Here is a 16,047-nt window from a genome sequence, read left to right as displayed (position 1 = left end):
GGGCGGGCGGATGCTGATCGAAATCGAGAACCTTTCCGTCACCTATCATGTCGGCGGACGCGACGTCCGCGCGGTCGAAGATGTGTCGCTGACGGTTGCGGCACGCGAAAGCTATGGCCTGGTGGGCGAAAGCGGATCGGGCAAATCGACGATCCTGCGGGCGATCTGTGGGCTGGCTCCGATTTCGGCGGGCAGCATCCGCATCGGCGGCGCGCCGGTGCAAACCCCGCGCGGCAAGGCCTTTGCCAAGCGTGTTCAGATGGTCTTTCAGGACCCCTATGGTTCGTTGCACCCCCGCCACACGATCGACCGCACCCTGGCCGAGCCGCTGGCGATCCACGGCATCGGCGATACCGATGCACGCGTGGTAAAGGCGCTGGGCGATGTCGGCCTGCCGCCCAGCTTTCGGTTCCGCTATCCGCATCAACTTTCGGGCGGACAGCGCCAGCGCGTCGCCATTGCCCGCGCACTGATGCTGGAACCCGAAATCCTGCTTCTGGATGAACCCACCAGCGCGCTGGATGCCAGCGTTCAGGCCGAAACGCTGAACCTTCTCAACCGTTTGCGCGCGGAACGGGGGCTGACCTTCATGATGGTCAGCCATGATCTGGCGGTGATTGACCACATGTGCGACCGCGTTCTGGTGATGCAGCATGGCCGCGCGGTCGAAGAACTGCTGCATGAGGATCTGGCCCGTGCCGGCATGAAGACCGATTACGCCCGCACCCTGTTCGAGGCCAGCGCCGACCGGATGCTGAACGGCTGACCTATCACTTAGTCGGAATTATCGGTGAAATATATCGTAACACGATACATTTCTGTTTGATTGATTGTTCAATACGGCGGCCCTGTGCGTCACTCTGACGCTAACGAACAGGGAGAAAGCCATGTGGAACATCTGTATCATCGGCGCCGGCAAGATCGGCACGACCATCGCCGCACTTCTGGGGGCCTCGGGCAATTACCGTGTCACGCTGGCCGACCAAAATGCCGGGGCGCTGCGGACCGCTGCGGCCGCAGGAACCGCCACGCTGCAGGTTGCGGCAGATGATCTTGGAGCGCTGACCGCACGGCTGAAGGGGTTTGACGCGGTGATTTCGGCCGCGCCCTTCTTTCTGACGCCCACCATTGCCGAAGCCGCACGCAATGCCGGGGCGCATTATTTCGACCTGACCGAAGATGTCGCCGGCACGGCCCGCGTGCGCGACCTGGCCCGCGATGCCGAAACGGTGCTGATGCCGCAATGCGGGCTGGCACCGGGTTTCGTGGGCATGGTGGGCGCGCATCTGGCCGCGCAGTTCGACGAACTGGAAACCCTGTCACTGCGCGTCGGCGCGCTGCCGCTATATCCGACCAATGCGTTGAAATACAATCTGACCTGGTCCACCGACGGGCTGATCAACGAATATCTGAACCCCTGCGAGGCGCTGGTGGATGGCCGCAAGGTCAGCCTGGCACCTCTGGAAGATCTGGAAGATTTCGCGCTCGACGGGGTGAATTATGAATGTTTCAACACCTCGGGCGGGCTTGGGACGCTGGGCGAGACGCTGGAAGGCAAGGCCCGCCGGGTCAGCTATCGCACGATCCGCTACCCGGGCCACCGCGATATCCTGCGGCTTTTGCTGACGGGGCTGGGGCTGGAACGCCGCCGCGACCTGATGAAGGACATTTTCGAACATGCCCTGCCGCGCACCGATCAGGATGTGGTGGTGGTGTTCTGCACCGCGACCGGCATGGTCGATGGCGCGCTGCGCGAGATTTCCTTCCTGAACAAATCCCTGTCCACCGTCATCGACGGCAAACGCTGGAGCGCGATCCAGATAACCACCGCGGCGGGCGTCACCGGCGTGGTGGACATGGTGCGCACCGGCAAGCTGCCCGGGCGGGGCTTCATCGGGCAGGAACAAGTGGGACTGGCCGATTTTCTGGATACCGAATTCGGGCGCTATTACCTGCCCGGCCAGATCACGCCCCTGCCGACGCCTTCGCCTCGGCCGCGATCCAATCCCGGAAGGCTGCAAGCGGCAGAGTGACCTCGGCCCCTTCGGGCCAGACAAGGTAATAGGTGCCCACGCCCGCAACGATATCGCCGGGCGTGCGGATCAGCCGGCCTTCGCGGATTTCCGCATCGGCCAGAAATTCCGGCAACAAGGCAACCCCGACCCCATGCGCAGCAGCCTGCATCATCGGCGCGAACTGATCGAACAGCATACCCTGGGTATGCGGCGCCTCAAGCCCGTGATGGGCGAACCAGGCGCCCCAGGCATTGGGCCGCGATTCCAGCTGCAACAGCGGCAGATCACGCAGGTCGGCCGGTTCACGCATCGGATGTTCCGCAGCGAAGGCCGCCGAACAGCAGGCGATGATGCGTTCTTCGAACAGCGGCATGTGTTCCGCGCCGGGCCACATGCGGATGCCGAAATGGATGGCCGCGTCAAAGGTTTCGCTGTCGAAATCGAAAGGCCGCAGCCGGGTGCCCAGATTCAGCGTGATGCCCGGATGCGCCGCCAGGAACGCCCCCAGCCGCGGCGCAAGCCAGCGCGTGCCGAAGGTGGGCAAAATCGCCAGGCCAAGCACCCCGCCGCCGGGATTGGCGCGCAGCCCCAGCGAGGCCCGCGCAATCAGTTCCAGCGCCTTGCGCACGTCGCGGGCATAGGCCAGCGCGGGTTCCGTCGGGCGCAGACGGCGGCGTTCGCGTTTGAACAGGGTCACACCCAGTTGGCCTTCCAGGTTCTGGATCAGACGGCTGACCGCCCCCTGCGTCAGATCCAGTTCCCGCGCGGCCGCTGCGGTGGACCCGGTACGGCAGACCGCCTCAAAGGCCGCCAGCAGACTGATCGACGGGATATAGCGGCGTGGCAGGGCCATATATGCGCTCCATGCATATTCTATCGCGACAATAGCGTTGGATTACGCAAAGGAACAGGCGCATAAAGGGTCAAACATCATGACTGCAAGGATCAACACCATGGCCCTGAAACCGAAAGACGCCCCAGACCTGTCGCGCTTTGACTGGGAAGATCCCTTCCGCCTGGATCAGCAGCTGACCGAGGAAGAGCGGATGCTGCGTGATGCCGCGCGCACCTATGCCCAGGAAAAGCTGCAGCCCCGCGTGACCGCCGCCTACCGCGAAGAAACGACCGATCCGGCAATTTTCCGTGAAATGGGCGAAATGGGCCTGCTGGGTGTGACCGTGCCGGAAGAATACGGCGGGCTGGGCGCGTCCTATGTGGCCTATGGCCTGGTCGCCCGTGAGGTTGAGCGCGTCGATTCGGGCTATCGTTCGATGATGTCGGTGCAGTCCAGCCTGGTTATGTATCCGATCTATGCCTATGGTTCGGAAGAACAGCGCAAGAAATACCTGCCCAAACTCGCCTCGGGCGAATACATCGGCTGCTTCGGGCTGACCGAACCCGATGCGGGCTCGGACCCGGCGGGGATGAAGACCACCGCCAGGAAGACCGCGAACGGCTATGTGCTGAACGGGTCGAAAATGTGGATTTCCAATTCGCCGATCGCGGATGTCTTCGTCGTCTGGGCGAAGTCCGAAGCGCATGGCGGCAAGATCCGCGGCTTTGTCCTTGAAAAGGGCATGGCCGGGCTCTCGGCACCGAAGGTCGGAGGCAAGCTCTCACTCCGGGCTTCGGTGACCGGCGAGATCGTGATGAACAACGTTGAGGTCGGCGAAGATGCGCTGCTGCCGAACGTCGAGGGGCTGAAGGGGCCGTTCGGCTGTCTGAACCGTGCGCGCTATGGCATCAGCTGGGGTGTGATGGGCTCGGCGGAATTCTGCATGCATGCCGCACGCCAGTATGGCCTGGACCGCAAGCAGTTCAACCGCCCGCTGGCCAACACGCAACTGTATCAGCTGAAACTGGCCAACATGATGACCGAAATCAGCCTTGGCCTGCAGGCCAGCCTGCGCGTCGGCCGCCTGCTGGACGAAGCCAATGCCGCGCCCGAGATGATTTCCATCGTCAAGCGCAACAACTGCGGCAAGGCGCTGGATATCGCCCGCTGGGCCCGCGACATGCACGGCGGCAACGGCATCTCCGAGGATTTCCAGGTTATCCGCCACATGGTCAACCTGGAAACCGTCAACACCTACGAAGGCACGCATGACGTGCATGCCCTGATCCTGGGTCGGGCCATCACGGGGCTGCAAGCCTTCTACTGAGGATCACAGAAAGGGACTTATGCCACGTTCCCAGATCGTTCATGAAAACTTCCTGCGTCGCGTTGCGGCGCAGGATTTTCCCGTTGGAAAAGACCCTGTTCCAGGGCTTTTGGTACCCGATGCGGTGCGCCTGTTCCGCGCCCAGTGTCTAAGCCGCGCGCTGGACCGCACCAGCCGGGCGATGCAGAAGGCAGGCCAGGGGTTCTATACGATCGGGTCATCGGGACATGAGGGGATGGCCGCCGTCGCCCATGCGCTGCGGCCCACCGACATGGCCTTTCTGCATTATCGCGACGCGGCCTTTCAGATTGCCCGCGCTGATCAGGTGCCCGGCCAGACCATGACCTGGGACATGCTTCTGTCCTTTGCCTCGTCATCCGAAGATCCGGTTTCAGGCGGACGGCACAAGGTTCTGGGGTCAAAGGCGCTGGCGATCCCGCCGCAGACCTCAACCATCGCCAGCCATCTGCCAAAGGCCGTGGGTGTGGCCCATTCGCTGGGCCTTGCCCGCCGCCACCCGCCCGAACACCGCGCCCTGCCCGAAGATGCGATCGTGATGTGTTCGTTCGGTGATGCTTCGGCCAACCATTCCACCGCGCAGGGGGCATTCAACACGGCCGGCTGGACCGCGTATCAGGCCCTGCCCATGCCGATTCTGTTCGTCTGCGAAGACAACGGCATCGGCATTTCCACGAAAACGCCCAAGGGCTGGATCGCCGCATCGATGCAGGCGCGCCCGGGGATCCGGTATTTCGCCGCCGACGGGCTGGACCTGTATGAGACGTTCAAGATCGCGGCCGAGGCCGCCGATTACGTCCGAAGCCGCCGCAAACCGGCGTTTCTGCATCTGCGCACCGTGCGGCTTTATGGACATGCCGGTGCCGACCTGCCCACCACCTACATGCCCCGCGAAGAGGTCGAGGCCGAAGAGGCCAATGACCCGCTGCTGCATTCCGTACGCCTGTTGCAGCAGGCGGGCGCCCTGGCCCCGGCACAGGCGCTGGAAATCTATACCGAGACGCTGGACCGCGTGACACGCGTGGCGGAACAGGCGGTCACCCGACCCCGCCTGCAGACCGCGGCGCAGGTCATGGCCAGCCTGATCCCGCCGCCGCGGCCCTGCAAGCCCGGCAACGGCCCCGACGCGCAGGCCCGCGCCGCCGCCTTCGGCCCGGATCTGGCCGCAATGGCCGAACCGCAGCCAATGTCGAAACTGCTGAACTGGGCGCTGACCGATCTGATGCTGGAACACCGCGAAATCGCGCTGATGGGCGAGGATGTGGGCCGCAAGGGCGGGGTCTATGGCGTGACGCAAAAGCTGCAATCGCGCTTTGGCCCCGACCGGGTCATCGACACGCTGCTGGATGAACAGTCGATCCTTGGCCTTGGCATCGGGCTGGCGCACAACGGGTTTCTGCCGATCCCCGAGATCCAGTTCCTGGCCTATCTGCACAATGCCGAAGACCAGATCCGCGGCGAGGCGGCGACCCTGCCTTTCTTTTCCAACGGACAGTTCGCCAACCCGATGGTGCTGCGCATCGCGGGACTGGGCTATCAGAAGGGGTTTGGCGGTCATTTTCATAATGATAATTCATTGGCCGTTCTGCGCGACATCCCGGGGCTGATCCTTGCCGTACCGTCCAACGGGGCCGATGCGGCGATGATGCTGCGCGAATGTGTCCGCCTTGCGCGGCAGGAACAGCGCGTCTGCGTCTTTGTGGAACCCATCGCGCTGTATCCGATGCGCGATCTTCATGCCGACAAGGACGGGGGCTGGATGCGGCTCTATCCCAGCCCGGATCAGCGCATTCCCTTGGGTGAGATCGGCCAGAGCGGGCAGGGCACGGACCTTGCCATCCTGTCCTACGGCAACGGCTGCTACCTGTCGCACCAGGCCCAGGCGGCGCTGGCCGCGCAGGGCGTGAACGCCCGTGTGATCGACATCCGCTGGCTGGCCCCCCTGCCCGAAGCCGCCCTGCTTGGCGCGACAGAGGGCTGTGACCATATTCTCATCGTGGATGAATGCCGTCGCACCGGCAGCCAGTCCGAGGCATTGATGACCCTGATGGTCGAGGCCGGGCGCAAATCCCTTGCGCGCGTCGTGGCCGAGGATTGCTTTATCGCCACCGGCCCCGCCTATGCGGCGACGCTGCCATCGGCCAAAGCCATCGAAGAGGCCGCGCTGCGGCTGACCGGCCGATGAAGGCGGTGGTCATCTGCCCCGGCCGGGGCACTTATACCAAGACCGAACTTGGTGTTCTGGGCCGACATTTTCATGATCGCGCACTGCTGGCGCGGTTTGATGCGGAACGCACGGCCCTGGGGCAGGAAACGCTTGCCGCGCTGGACGGCGCCGCGGCCTATTCGGTCGCGCGGCACACACGGGGCGACAATGCCTCGGCGCTGATCTATGCGGCAACGCTGGCCGATTTCCGTGCCCTGCACGGGGTCGAGGTGGTGGCCGTCACCGGCAATTCCATGGGCTGGTATTCCGCGCTGGCCTGCGGTGGCACGCTAAGCCCCGAGGCGGGGTTTCACGTCGTCAACACCATGGGCACGTTGATGCAGGACGCCCTGATCGGCGGCCAGATCATCCATCCCTTCATGGCCGAAGACTGGGTCCCGAACCTGACCCGCAAGGCGGAACTTCTGTCGCTGGTGGCGGACATCGACGCGCGACCGGGCCATGTTCTGGGTCTGTCGATCGACCTTGGCGGGATGCTGGTTCTGGCCGGGAATGACGCCGGGCTTACCGCCTTTGAAGCCGCTGTTCCGCCGGAACAGGGTCGGTTTCCGATGCGGCTTGCCAACCATGCGGCGTTTCACACCGCGCTTCAGGCCCCGATCGCCAAAGCGGGGCGCGCACGCCTGGCCCCGGATCTGTTCGGCCAGCCAAAGATCCCGCTGATCGACGGGCGCGGCGCGATCTGGTGGCCCGGGGCGACCGATACGGATGCCCTGTGGAATTACACGCTGGGCCATCAGGTGGTCCGGCCCTACGATTTCACCCGTGCCATCGCCACAGCCGCGCGTGAATTCGCCCCCGATCTGTTCATCATCACCGGCCCCGGCACGACATTGGGCGGCGCGGTGGCGCAGTCGCTGATTCTGGCCAATTGGGCCGGAACAGGGTCGAAAACCGATTTCCAACAGCGCCAGAACACGCGTCCCTTCCTCATCTCAATGGGGATTGAAGCGCAACGCGCCACAGTCACATCACAGGGAGACTGACATGACCACCGAAGACATTTTCAACGCCCTCGGGATCACATCCGCCGATATCACCGGCGGCAGCCTTGCCGTGCATTCGCCCATTGATGGCGCCGAAATCGCCCGTGTGCGCGAAACCCCGGCCAGCGATATGCCCGCCGTGATCGCCCGCGCGCAGGCCGCCTTCCGCAGCTGGCGCGACGTGCCCGCCCCCCGCCGCGGCGAACTGGTCCGCCTGCTGGGCGAGGAATTGCGCACCGCCAAAGAGGCGCTTGGCGCCCTGGTCACGCTGGAGGCCGGCAAGATCACCTCGGAAGGCCTGGGCGAGGTGCAGGAGATGATCGACATCTGCGACTTTGCCGTGGGCCTGTCGCGCCAGCTTTACGGGTTGACGATCGCGTCGGAACGGCCCGGCCACCGGATGATGGAAAGCTGGCATCCGATGGGGCCGGTCGGGATCATCTCGGCGTTCAACTTTCCTGTCGCGGTCTGGTCGTGGAACGCGGCGCTGGCGCTGGTCTGCGGCGATCCGATCATCTGGAAACCCTCGGAAAAGACCCCATTGACGGCAATCGCCGCGATGAAGGCCCTGGATCGCGCGATGGCCCGGTTCGGTGACGCACCCCCGGGGCTGGCGCAACTGGTCATCGGCGGCCCGGCGCTGGGCGAGGCGCTGGTCAGCGCGCCTGACGTTCCGATCATCTCGGCCACGGGATCGACCCGGATGGGACGGATCGTGGGACCGAAGGTGGCGGAACGCTTTGGCCGTTCGATCCTGGAACTGGGCGGGAACAATGCGATGATCGTGGCGCCATCGGCCGATCTGGACATGGCGGTACGCGCCATCGTGTTTTCCGCCGTGGGCACGGCAGGCCAGCGCTGCACCAGCCTGCGGCGGCTGATCGTGCACAACGATATCCGCGAAACACTGGTCGCCCGGCTGACCAAGGTCTATGCCAGCCTGCCGATCGGTGATCCGCGCAAGGCCACGACCCTGGTGGGGCCGCTGATCGACCATGCCGCACGCGACCGGATGCTGGCCACGCTGGAACAGGCCCGGGCCGAGGGCGGCAAGGTTCATGGCGGCCGCGCCGTCGCCAAGGGGCCGCAAGGCGGTGCCTATGTCGAACCCGCCGTGGTCGAGATGCCGGGCCAGACCGCCTGCGTGCGCGAGGAAACCTTTGCCCCGATCCTGTACGTTCTGGGCTATGACCGGCTGGAAGACGCCATCGCGCTGCAAAATGATGTGCCGCAGGGCCTGTCATCGTGCATCTTTACCCTGAACATGCGCGAGGCGGGGGCCTTCCTGTCCTCATCCGGGTCGGATTGCGGGATCGCCAATGTCAACATCGGCCCGTCGGGTGCGGAAATCGGCGGGGCGTTCGGCGGCGAAAAGGAAACCGGCGGCGGGCGCGAAAGCGGGTCGGACGCGTGGAAAGGCTATATGCGGCGCCAGACCAACACGATCAACTATTCCGCCGCACTGCCGCTGGCACAGGGGGTAACCTTCGATTTCTGACCGCGACGGCGCCGGGCCATCAGTTCGGCGTTCAGCGCCGCCCCCAGCAGAACCGAAAAGGCGGAAAGATACAGCCACATCAACAGCGCGATCACCGCCCCGATCGAGCCGTAGACCCGGTTATAGGCCCCGAAATTCGTCAGGTAAAAGCTGAACGCCAATGACGCCGCCGCCCAGCTAAGCGTTGCCACCACCGCGCCCCAGGTCAGGATCGGGTCGCGGTGGCCTTCTGTATTGGGACCATAGCGATACAGGATGCCCAGCGCGGTCAGCATCAGAAACAGCATCGCCCCCCAGGGCAGTGCCGACAGAAACCAGCCGTTCAAAAGACCAAGCGGCAAAAACCGCAGCGCAATGGGCACGACCACCACGGTCGCCAGCGCCGCCAGCATCACACCTACCAGCGCCAGGGTCATGGCATAGCCGGTCACCAGCGCCCAAAGCGTGTTGCGCTGCCGGGTGCCGTGGATCACGTTCAGCGCGCGCACCAGCGCCCCCACGCCCGCCCGCGCCGAAAACAGCGCGATCAGCACGGACAGCGCCGTACCCCAGCCCAGCGCCGCCCGGGGTGCGGCCAGCAGGGCCAGGATCTGATCCAGCACAATGGCATAGGCATCGGCAGGGATGAAATCCTCGGCAACGGTCAGATAGCTTCGGATCACACCCGGATCGGCCACGATGCTCCAGATCGCGATCGTCGCGGTCAGGCCGGGAAAGATGGCGAACATGGCATAAAACGCCACACCCGCCGCCACCAGCGACAGGTTGGTCTGTTCCATACGCTGCGCGATGCCGCTGACAAGCAGCCAGATCCGGTTCACCATGACACTTTCCTTTCCCCGCAACCTTCGCGCAGCCGGGCCCCGTGCGCAACAAGCTGCGCCGGGGCGGCCCGCATTCGAACAGCCGCTGATCCTGCCGCCTTTCGCCGGGTCCTTTGCCCGACCCGGTTTTTCATGCCGCAGCACCGCGGACACGCATGAAAAGCCCGGACCTGGAGGTCCGGGGCAATGGTTTCGTGCGAATGCAGGCTTATTTCAGCCGGTCCACGACATGTTCGGCAAAGGCCTGCAGCATGGCCGCGTAATATTCGGCACTGTCGCGCGTCAGCAGGGTGACATCGGCGCCTTCGGGCAGGAATACCAGCGCATCCTTGAAGGCGACGCTCAGCTCATACCCGTCGAATTTGGAATTATCGGTCTGGCTGGTCACGTTGACCTGACCGACCAGGCGCGATTCCCCCAGATCGGTGACGGTCGCCCAGGTGTCGGACAAAGCGATTTCGTCGATATCGACCGTGATTTCCGAACCCTCACCCTTAGCGCCGACCAGACGATCCGGCGCGATTTCGGCGGCGATCGCAGCCTCAAGGTCGGTTTCCAGATTGCCCCAGAACTTTGCCGCTTCGGCATTCTCGATCACGGCGATATCGGCGGTAACGTCGATCGACTTGATCGGGGTCTCCTCGGCCAGGACCGCCCCGGATATAAGCCCCGCCGACAGGGTCGGGATAAGGATCTTGCTGAACATTTTCATCTCCCTTCATTTTGGCAGGCCTGCCTGCCCATACAAAGGAAACACCCCCCGGCCGCCTGCGTTCCCCCACCGCCGATCACGAAAAGGAAAGCCCCGGCAGCTGCCGGGGCCCGCTGGTCGGGACTATGCCGCGGGATCAGGCCGCAAGCATTTCCGTCGAGGCAAAGAACATCGCCTGGCTGACGGCGGAACGCACCTGATCCTCGCTGTAGGGCTTGGTAATCAGGAAAGCGGGTTCGGGGCGTTCGCCGGTCAGAAGCCGTTCCGGGAAAGCCGTGATGAAGATCACCGGCAATTCATCGAACTGGCCCAGGATGTCGTTGACCGCATCGATCCCCGATGAATTGTCGGCCAGCTGGATATCGGCCAGGATCAGATCGGGGCGGTTGCTGGCGGCCAGCGCCACCGCCTCGGACCGGGTGCGCGCAACGCCTGTAACGGTATTGCCCATGTCCTCGACGATCGCGCGGATGTCCATCGCGATGATCGCCTCATCCTCGATGATCATCACCTTGCCGGTGATTGAAACTTCCATCTCGGCCAGGGCGATATCGATCAGCGCGGCAGCGTCATCCGTGTCGACCTGCATGATCCGTGCGATCTGATCGGGCCGGAACCCTTCGAGAGAGTTCAGCAAAAGCGCCTCACGCGTGTTCGGCGTCAGCCGCGCCATATGGCGCTGGGCACGTTTGGCCAGGGCGCTGTCCGCCTCGCCCAGGGGCGCCCCGGCCGAAGCCCAGACCAGATGGAACGCATGAAACAGCGCAACCTTGGGTTCGACGCCATCGGCGAACGGCGCCGTGTCGGCCAGGATCGCTTCCAGCGTGGCGGCGGCAAAGCGATCGCCGCTGCCCTGGCTGCCGGTCAGCGCGCGCGCATAGCGGCGCAGATAGGGAAGGTTGGCAGCAATGGCGCCGGCAAGGTCATTGGTCATGAAAATCTCCCTTTTCATGTTTTTCGGGAACCAAACGTTCTGGCCGCGCGTTTGGTTCCGTGCAAAAATCGCGGGATCGGAAGGCAGGTATGAATATTGACATGGCAGAGCGCAAGTCAAACGCCAGGCTGAAAGAGCAGATCGACGAAAACCTGAAGCGGGTCTACGAAGAGGCGCTGAATGAGGAAATCCCCGATCGGTTCAAACAGCTGCTGGCGCAGTTGAAGGCGAAGGAGGGCGGCAAATGAGCGCGCCCTCCAAAGCCGCCTCCGACGGGTTGTCCGCCCCGGCACAGGATCCCCGCGAAGAATTGCCCGAACATCTGGGCGCGCTGCGGGCCTTTGCGCTGTCGCTGACGCGAAATGCCTCGGCCGCCGATGATCTGGTGCAGGATACCATCGTGAAGGCCTGGTCCAACATCGACCGGTTCCAGCCCGGCACCAACCTGCGCGCCTGGCTGTTCACCATCCTGCGCAACACATTCTATTCCGACCGGCGCAAACGCAAACGCGAGGTGGCAGACCCCGATGGCATTCACGCCGCCTCGTTGTTCGACAAGCCCGCGCATGACGGGCGTCTGGCGATGAACGATTTTCTTCAGGCCTTTGACCAGCTTAGCCCCGAACACCGTGAGGTTCTGGTGCTGGTCGGTGCCTCGGGCTTTTCCTATGAGGATGCGGCGGCAATGATGGGGGTGGCGGTCGGCACCGTGAAAAGCCGCGCCAACCGGGCCCGCGCGCGGCTGGCCGAAATGCTGCATCTGGCCGAGGGCGAGGATATTCTGGCCGAGGCGGATGGCAATTCGCTGGCGGTCATGGGTCGGTCAGGGGTTGCCGCGGCATGATGCCGATGCAAACGCCACCGGCGCGGGGGTGGACCCGGCGGCTGCCGGTGCGGCTTGCGGTGGTGCTGGCGATCGCGCTGTTCCCGGTTCTGGTGCTGTCGGTCTATCAGGCAACATCATTGATGAAAGAGGCGCGCGCCCGGTCCGAAGCTGCGCTGATGGGCGCGACGATGCACGCCTTGGGGGGCGAGATCCGGCTGATCGAACAGGCGCAGGGGGTGGCCGCCGTGCTGTCGCGGTCGATCCTGCCGCTGATCGGGCATGATGCCGCCTGCGTCGACAAGATGCGGCTGGTGGCCGAACAGCTGCCTTATCTGTCGCTTGCTGCCTATATCCCGGTTTCGGGGCTGATGACCTGTTCGTCATCGGGGCGGCTGTTCGACTATGCCGATAATCCGCTGTTCCAACAGATGATCGAGAAGGATGAACCCTCGTTCATCGTCAATCCCGGGGCCCCGGTCTCGGGGACCTCGGTTCTGGGCATCGCACATCCGGTCTTTGATGAAAGCGGTGACAAGATCGGGGTCGTGTCCCTGTCGATCCCGCACAAGGCCCTGGCCGAGGCGAATGACGGCCCCGATACCGAGGTCAGCCGCCCGCTGATCATCATGACCTTCGATCGCACCGGCAGTATCCTGACCTCTTCCACCGGGCTGGAGGACGCGCAGAACCGGCTGCCTGCGGATCGGGCGCTCAAGGCACTGGCAGCGCCGATTTCGGTCAGCTTCTCGGCGAAATCCCGGCTGGGCAATGATCGGATCTATTCGGTGGTCGAACTGGTACCAAACCAGGTCTATGCGCTGGGCAGCTGGCCTGCCGATGGGATGCAGACCCTTGGGCCGCTGGCCGACCTGCCGCCGATGCTGTTTCCCGCCGCCATGTGGCTTGCCAGCCTGTTCGTGGCCTATGTCGCGGTTCAGCAACTGGTGATCCGGCACATCCGCCAGCTTGGCCGCGCCATCCGCCGCTTTGCCGGTGGCCATCGGATCGTGGGACATCTGAACCTGGACCGGGCATCGCTGGAAATCCGCGAACTGGCCGATGCCTTTGAACGCATGACCGAAACCATCCTGCATGATGAAGCCCAGCTGGAGGACACCATCCACCACAAGGAGGTTCTGCTGCGCGAGGTGCATCACCGCGTGAAGAACAACCTGCAACTGATCGCCTCGATCATCAACATGCAGATGCGCCAGGCCCGCACACCCGAGGCGAAGGGCCTGATGAAGGGCCTGCAGGAACGGGTGATCAGCCTGGCAACAATTCACCGCGGGTTGTATCAGACAAGCGGCCTGACCGACATCAGCGCCAATGAGCTGTTGCCCGACATCGTCAACCAGATCGTCAAGCTTGGCTCAGGCCCGGGGCGGCGCTTTTCGGTCGCCACCGATGTCGATGACATCCGCCTGACCCCGGATCAGGCGGTGCCGCTGGCGCTGTTGCTGACCGAGGCGATGACGAACGCGCTGAAATATGCCGGCAACGACACTGCCGCGCCCTGGATCAGGGTGGAATTGAAGCACGCTGAACCAATGCGGGCGCATTTGCGTATTTCCAACAGTGTGGCGGGGCCGGTTAGCACGCAGCTGGGCCAGGACAGCACGGGACTTGGGTCGCAACTTCTGGGGGCCTTTGTGCAGCAACTGGGCGGAACGATTGAATCCGGCGCCAGCGATGACACCTATCATGTCAGCGTGCCCTTTGCCCTGCGCCCCCTGGCCGAGGCCGAAGCCCGCCATGACCGCACGACATCGCCCCCGAACCCCGAGGCGGCATGATACGGGAACCGGGCCGGATGTGCGAACGTTCGACCGGCGGGGCAGAACAGGGGTTGCGGTAGGGATGGATGGAACGGCTTAGAAAAGCGGGAATTCAGGCAGACAACCGGATGCGGGTGCTTCTGACGGCGGCAGAGGCCTATCCAGCATTGGAACGCGCCTTCCTGGAAGCCAGCCGCGAAATCCGGGCCAGTTTCCGCATTTTCGATCTGGATACACGGCTGCGATCGCGTGCCGGTCGGGCGATCGGGGACACCTGGTTCGACCTTGTCGAACATACGCTGCGACGGGGCGTTTCGGTCACCATCATCCTGTCGGATTTCGACCCCTGCGCCCGCCCGGACCTGCATCGCGGAACATGGCGCAGCGTGCGTATGCTGTATGCTGCGGCCGAACTTGCCGGGCCGCGCGCCCGGCTGCGCGTCATTCCCGCGATGCACCCGGCGCGAACGGGCCTTTTGCCGCGGCTGCTGGTCTGGCCGCTGATCGCGCGGCGGCTGTTGCGCAACGCCAGATGGCTGAACGCCATGCCGGCGCCCGAACGCGCCGCGACCCTGCGCGAGGCACCCGGCCTTCTGCGCCTGATGAAACTGGGGCTGGGCGGTCAGTGCTTTCCCCGCCTGATCGGGCTGCCGCAGCTATACCCCGCGACGCATCACCAGAAGCTGGCGGTCTTTGACCGAAAGCGGCTGTATATCGGCGGGCTTGACCTGAACGAACGGCGCTTTGACAGCCCCGACCATGACCGGTCCGGGGATGAAACCTGGCAGGACGTTCAGCTGCTGCTGGAAGGCCCCGTAGTGGCCGAGGCGCAGACCCATCTGGAAACCTTTCTGGATGTGGTTGCCGGCCGGGCCGAGCCCGCCCCGCCCCGGCGTTTCCTGCGCACCCTGTCGCGCCGACGCCGCTTTGACCTGTTCCATTTCGGGCCCAGGCCTGTCACCGCCGAAATCCAGGATGGCCACGCCATGCTGGCCCGGCGCAGCCGCAAGCTGATCTATCTGGAAACGCAATATTTCCGCGATCGGGGCCTGGCCCAAACGCTGGCCCGCACCGCGCGGGAAAACCCCGATCTGGGCATGATCCTGATCCTGCCCGCCGCCCCCGACGAGGTGGCCTTTGACGGGGCCACCGGGCTTGATGCGCGCTTTGGCGAATTCTTGCAGGCCCGGGCCCTGCGCATCCTGCGCGAAGGTTTCGGGTCGCGTCTGTTCATCGGGGCAACGGCCCAGCCCCGCAACGCCGATCCGGGCAAGGTGCCGAATGGCCGCGCCACCCTGCACGGTGCGCCGCTGGTCTATATCCACACCAAGGTCTCGATCTTTGACGACCGGGCCGCGATCGTGTCTTCGGCCAATCTGAACGGGCGTTCCCTGCGTTGGGACACCGAGGCGGGGGTTTTCCTGAACCGGCACGACGATATCGTGGCGCTGCGCGAACGCGTCATGCGCCACTGGTTGCCGCAGGGCGCGGGGGATGAATTCCTGTCGCTGGACCATGCGGTGCAGGCCTGGCGCGCGCTGGCGCTGGCCAATGCGAAACATCCCCCCGATCAGCGCCACGGCTTCGTCCTGCCCTATGACCTGCGCGCGGCCGAAGCCTTTGGCACGCCTGCCCCGCTGATCCCGGATGAAATGGTCTGAACCCCGCCGCTCACGCGGGTATACGGCCTTTGCCTGTTTTGCCGACCCTGGCCCCGCCACAAGCCAGATGATGAAGCCCGGAAGCGGCAGCAAAAAAGCCCGCAAGGGAACCTGCAGCGCGGGGCGCGCGTTACCCTGCCAGAATGCGCCAAGGCGCGTTGTACACCCGAAACAAAGGAGAATGCCATGCTTGGTTGGGCACTGACCTTTCTTGTAATCGCCCTGATCGCCGCGGCGCTTGGGTTTGGCGGCATTGCCGGGGCGTCGGCGGGGATCGCGCAGATCCTGTTCGTGATCTTCCTGATCCTCTTCGTGGTTGCGATGATCGCCCGCGCAGTGCGGGGCAAGCCGCCGGTCTGACCCGCCGGACAAAACCGCATGCAACGCCACTGAAAAGGCCGCGGCT

Annotated in this window: 15 protein-coding genes; 11 read left to right on the top strand and 4 right to left on the bottom strand. The window is 64.3% G+C overall.

Features of this window, described 5'->3' with window-relative positions:
* Positions 1-10: 10 nt before the first annotated feature.
* Together ACK8OU_RS12560 and ACK8OU_RS12555 are read left to right on the top strand one after the other, a co-directional pair.
* Positions 11-766: an ABC transporter ATP-binding protein gene (locus ACK8OU_RS12560; protein WP_410303759.1), complete on the top strand. Its 756-nt coding sequence runs from the start codon at positions 11-13 to the stop codon at positions 764-766.
* A 121-nt stretch (positions 767-887) separates the two neighbouring features.
* Complete coding sequence (locus ACK8OU_RS12555; RefSeq protein ID WP_410303758.1) at positions 888-2,033, top strand: saccharopine dehydrogenase family protein; 1,146 nt, start codon at positions 888-890, stop codon at positions 2,031-2,033.
* Here the strand turns inward: ACK8OU_RS12555 and ACK8OU_RS12550 are convergent.
* Positions 1,966-2,868 carry a LysR family transcriptional regulator gene (locus tag ACK8OU_RS12550; protein WP_410303757.1) on the bottom strand — a complete coding sequence of 301 codons (903 nt, stop codon included), beginning with the start codon at positions 2,866-2,868 and terminating at the stop codon, positions 1,966-1,968. The two genes, ACK8OU_RS12555 and ACK8OU_RS12550, sit on opposite strands and share 68 nt — an antisense overlap.
* 100 nt (positions 2,869-2,968) lie before the next feature.
* Here ACK8OU_RS12550 and ACK8OU_RS12545 point away from each other — a divergent pair, with 100 nt between their 5' ends.
* The 4 genes from ACK8OU_RS12545 to amaB are packed head-to-tail and all read left to right on the top strand — an operon-like array spanning position 2,969 to position 8,906.
* Positions 2,969-4,177 carry an acyl-CoA dehydrogenase gene (locus ACK8OU_RS12545; RefSeq protein ID WP_410303817.1) on the top strand — a complete coding sequence of 403 codons (1,209 nt, stop codon included), beginning with the start codon at positions 2,969-2,971 and terminating at the stop codon, positions 4,175-4,177.
* Between the two features lie 19 nt (positions 4,178-4,196).
* Positions 4,197-6,380 carry a dehydrogenase E1 component subunit alpha/beta gene (locus ACK8OU_RS12540; RefSeq protein ID WP_410303756.1) on the top strand — a complete coding sequence of 728 codons (2,184 nt, stop codon included), beginning with the start codon at positions 4,197-4,199 and terminating at the stop codon, positions 6,378-6,380.
* Entirely contained in the window at positions 6,377-7,408 is a 1,032-nt protein-coding gene (locus tag ACK8OU_RS12535; protein WP_410303755.1) for an ACP S-malonyltransferase, read from the top strand. Before ACK8OU_RS12540 ends, ACK8OU_RS12535 begins: the two co-directional genes overlap by 4 nt.
* 1 nt (position 7,409) lies before the next feature.
* A complete protein-coding gene (amaB, locus tag ACK8OU_RS12530; RefSeq protein ID WP_410303754.1) occupies positions 7,410-8,906 on the top strand; it encodes an L-piperidine-6-carboxylate dehydrogenase in 1,497 nt (498 codons plus the stop codon).
* On the opposite strand, the gene ACK8OU_RS12525 is transcribed toward amaB, so the two are convergent.
* The 3 genes from ACK8OU_RS12525 to ACK8OU_RS12515 all read right to left on the bottom strand — a co-directional run bounded on the left by ACK8OU_RS12525 (position 8,858) and on the right by ACK8OU_RS12515 (position 11,376).
* Complete coding sequence (locus ACK8OU_RS12525) at positions 8,858-9,730, bottom strand: YihY/virulence factor BrkB family protein (protein ID WP_410303753.1); 873 nt, start codon at positions 9,728-9,730, stop codon at positions 8,858-8,860. The genes amaB and ACK8OU_RS12525 overlap by 49 nt on opposite strands.
* Before the next feature lie 208 nt (positions 9,731-9,938).
* Positions 9,939-10,436 (bottom strand): hypothetical protein, encoded by a 498-nt coding sequence (locus ACK8OU_RS12520; RefSeq protein ID WP_410303752.1) that lies wholly within the window; start codon positions 10,434-10,436, stop codon positions 9,939-9,941.
* A gap of 142 nt (positions 10,437-10,578) precedes the next feature.
* On the bottom strand, positions 10,579-11,376 hold the full coding sequence (locus tag ACK8OU_RS12515) for a response regulator (protein WP_410303751.1): 798 nt from the start codon (positions 11,374-11,376) through the stop codon (positions 10,579-10,581).
* An 89-nt stretch (positions 11,377-11,465) separates the two neighbouring features.
* Here ACK8OU_RS12515 and ACK8OU_RS12510 point away from each other — a divergent pair, with 89 nt between their 5' ends.
* From ACK8OU_RS12510 to ACK8OU_RS12490, 5 genes are all read left to right on the top strand, one after another.
* A complete protein-coding gene (locus tag ACK8OU_RS12510; protein WP_410303750.1) occupies positions 11,466-11,624 on the top strand; it encodes a NepR family anti-sigma factor in 159 nt (52 codons plus the stop codon).
* Complete coding sequence (locus ACK8OU_RS12505; RefSeq protein ID WP_410303749.1) at positions 11,621-12,220, top strand: RNA polymerase sigma factor; 600 nt, start codon at positions 11,621-11,623, stop codon at positions 12,218-12,220. The genes ACK8OU_RS12510 and ACK8OU_RS12505 overlap by 4 nt, the downstream gene beginning before the upstream one ends.
* Positions 12,217-13,998, top strand: coding sequence for a sensor histidine kinase (locus ACK8OU_RS12500; RefSeq protein WP_410303748.1), 1,782 nt, complete (start codon positions 12,217-12,219; stop codon positions 13,996-13,998). Before ACK8OU_RS12505 ends, ACK8OU_RS12500 begins: the two co-directional genes overlap by 4 nt.
* Before the next feature lie 110 nt (positions 13,999-14,108).
* Positions 14,109-15,641, top strand: a complete 1,533-nt coding sequence (locus ACK8OU_RS12495; RefSeq protein ID WP_410303747.1) for a phospholipase D family protein — start codon at positions 14,109-14,111, stop codon at positions 15,639-15,641.
* Between the two features lie 186 nt (positions 15,642-15,827).
* Positions 15,828-16,001: a DUF1328 domain-containing protein gene (locus ACK8OU_RS12490; RefSeq protein ID WP_250043918.1), complete on the top strand. Its 174-nt coding sequence runs from the start codon at positions 15,828-15,830 to the stop codon at positions 15,999-16,001.
* The last annotated feature ends 46 nt before the right edge of the window (positions 16,002-16,047 follow it).

Origin of the sequence: Pontitalea aquivivens, assembly GCF_046507575.1 — a bacterium.
Lineage (GTDB): Bacteria > Pseudomonadota > Alphaproteobacteria > Rhodobacterales > Rhodobacteraceae > Pontitalea > Pontitalea aquivivens.
Note: the sequence above shows the minus strand (reverse complement) of the source record. Positions and strands in the feature narration are given on the sequence as shown.

Bases quoted from the DNA above. Each gene is read 5' to 3' on its own strand.
- ACK8OU_RS12490 (WP_250043918.1), top strand. From the start codon at position 15,828: ATGCTTGGTTGGGCACTGACCTTTCTTGTAATCGCCCTGATCGCCGCG.
- ACK8OU_RS12500 (WP_410303748.1), top strand. From the start codon at position 12,217: ATGATGCCGATGCAAACGCCACCGGCGCGGGGGTGGACCCGGCGGCTG.
- ACK8OU_RS12560 (WP_410303759.1), top strand. From the start codon at position 11: ATGCTGATCGAAATCGAGAACCTTTCCGTCACCTATCATGTCGGCGGA.
- ACK8OU_RS12540 (WP_410303756.1), top strand. From the start codon at position 4,197: ATGCCACGTTCCCAGATCGTTCATGAAAACTTCCTGCGTCGCGTTGCG.
- ACK8OU_RS12535 (WP_410303755.1), top strand. From the start codon at position 6,377: ATGAAGGCGGTGGTCATCTGCCCCGGCCGGGGCACTTATACCAAGACC.
- ACK8OU_RS12545 (WP_410303817.1), top strand. From the start codon at position 2,969: ATGGCCCTGAAACCGAAAGACGCCCCAGACCTGTCGCGCTTTGACTGG.
- ACK8OU_RS12515 (WP_410303751.1), bottom strand. From the start codon at position 11,376: ATGACCAATGACCTTGCCGGCGCCATTGCTGCCAACCTTCCCTATCTG.
- ACK8OU_RS12555 (WP_410303758.1), top strand. From the start codon at position 888: ATGTGGAACATCTGTATCATCGGCGCCGGCAAGATCGGCACGACCATC.
- ACK8OU_RS12495 (WP_410303747.1), top strand. From the start codon at position 14,109: ATGCGGGTGCTTCTGACGGCGGCAGAGGCCTATCCAGCATTGGAACGC.
- ACK8OU_RS12520 (WP_410303752.1), bottom strand. From the start codon at position 10,436: ATGTTCAGCAAGATCCTTATCCCGACCCTGTCGGCGGGGCTTATATCC.
- ACK8OU_RS12525 (WP_410303753.1), bottom strand. From the start codon at position 9,730: ATGGTGAACCGGATCTGGCTGCTTGTCAGCGGCATCGCGCAGCGTATG.
- ACK8OU_RS12505 (WP_410303749.1), top strand. From the start codon at position 11,621: ATGAGCGCGCCCTCCAAAGCCGCCTCCGACGGGTTGTCCGCCCCGGCA.
- ACK8OU_RS12550 (WP_410303757.1), bottom strand. From the start codon at position 2,868: ATGGCCCTGCCACGCCGCTATATCCCGTCGATCAGTCTGCTGGCGGCC.
- amaB (WP_410303754.1), top strand. From the start codon at position 7,410: ATGACCACCGAAGACATTTTCAACGCCCTCGGGATCACATCCGCCGAT.
- ACK8OU_RS12510 (WP_410303750.1), top strand. From the start codon at position 11,466: ATGAATATTGACATGGCAGAGCGCAAGTCAAACGCCAGGCTGAAAGAG.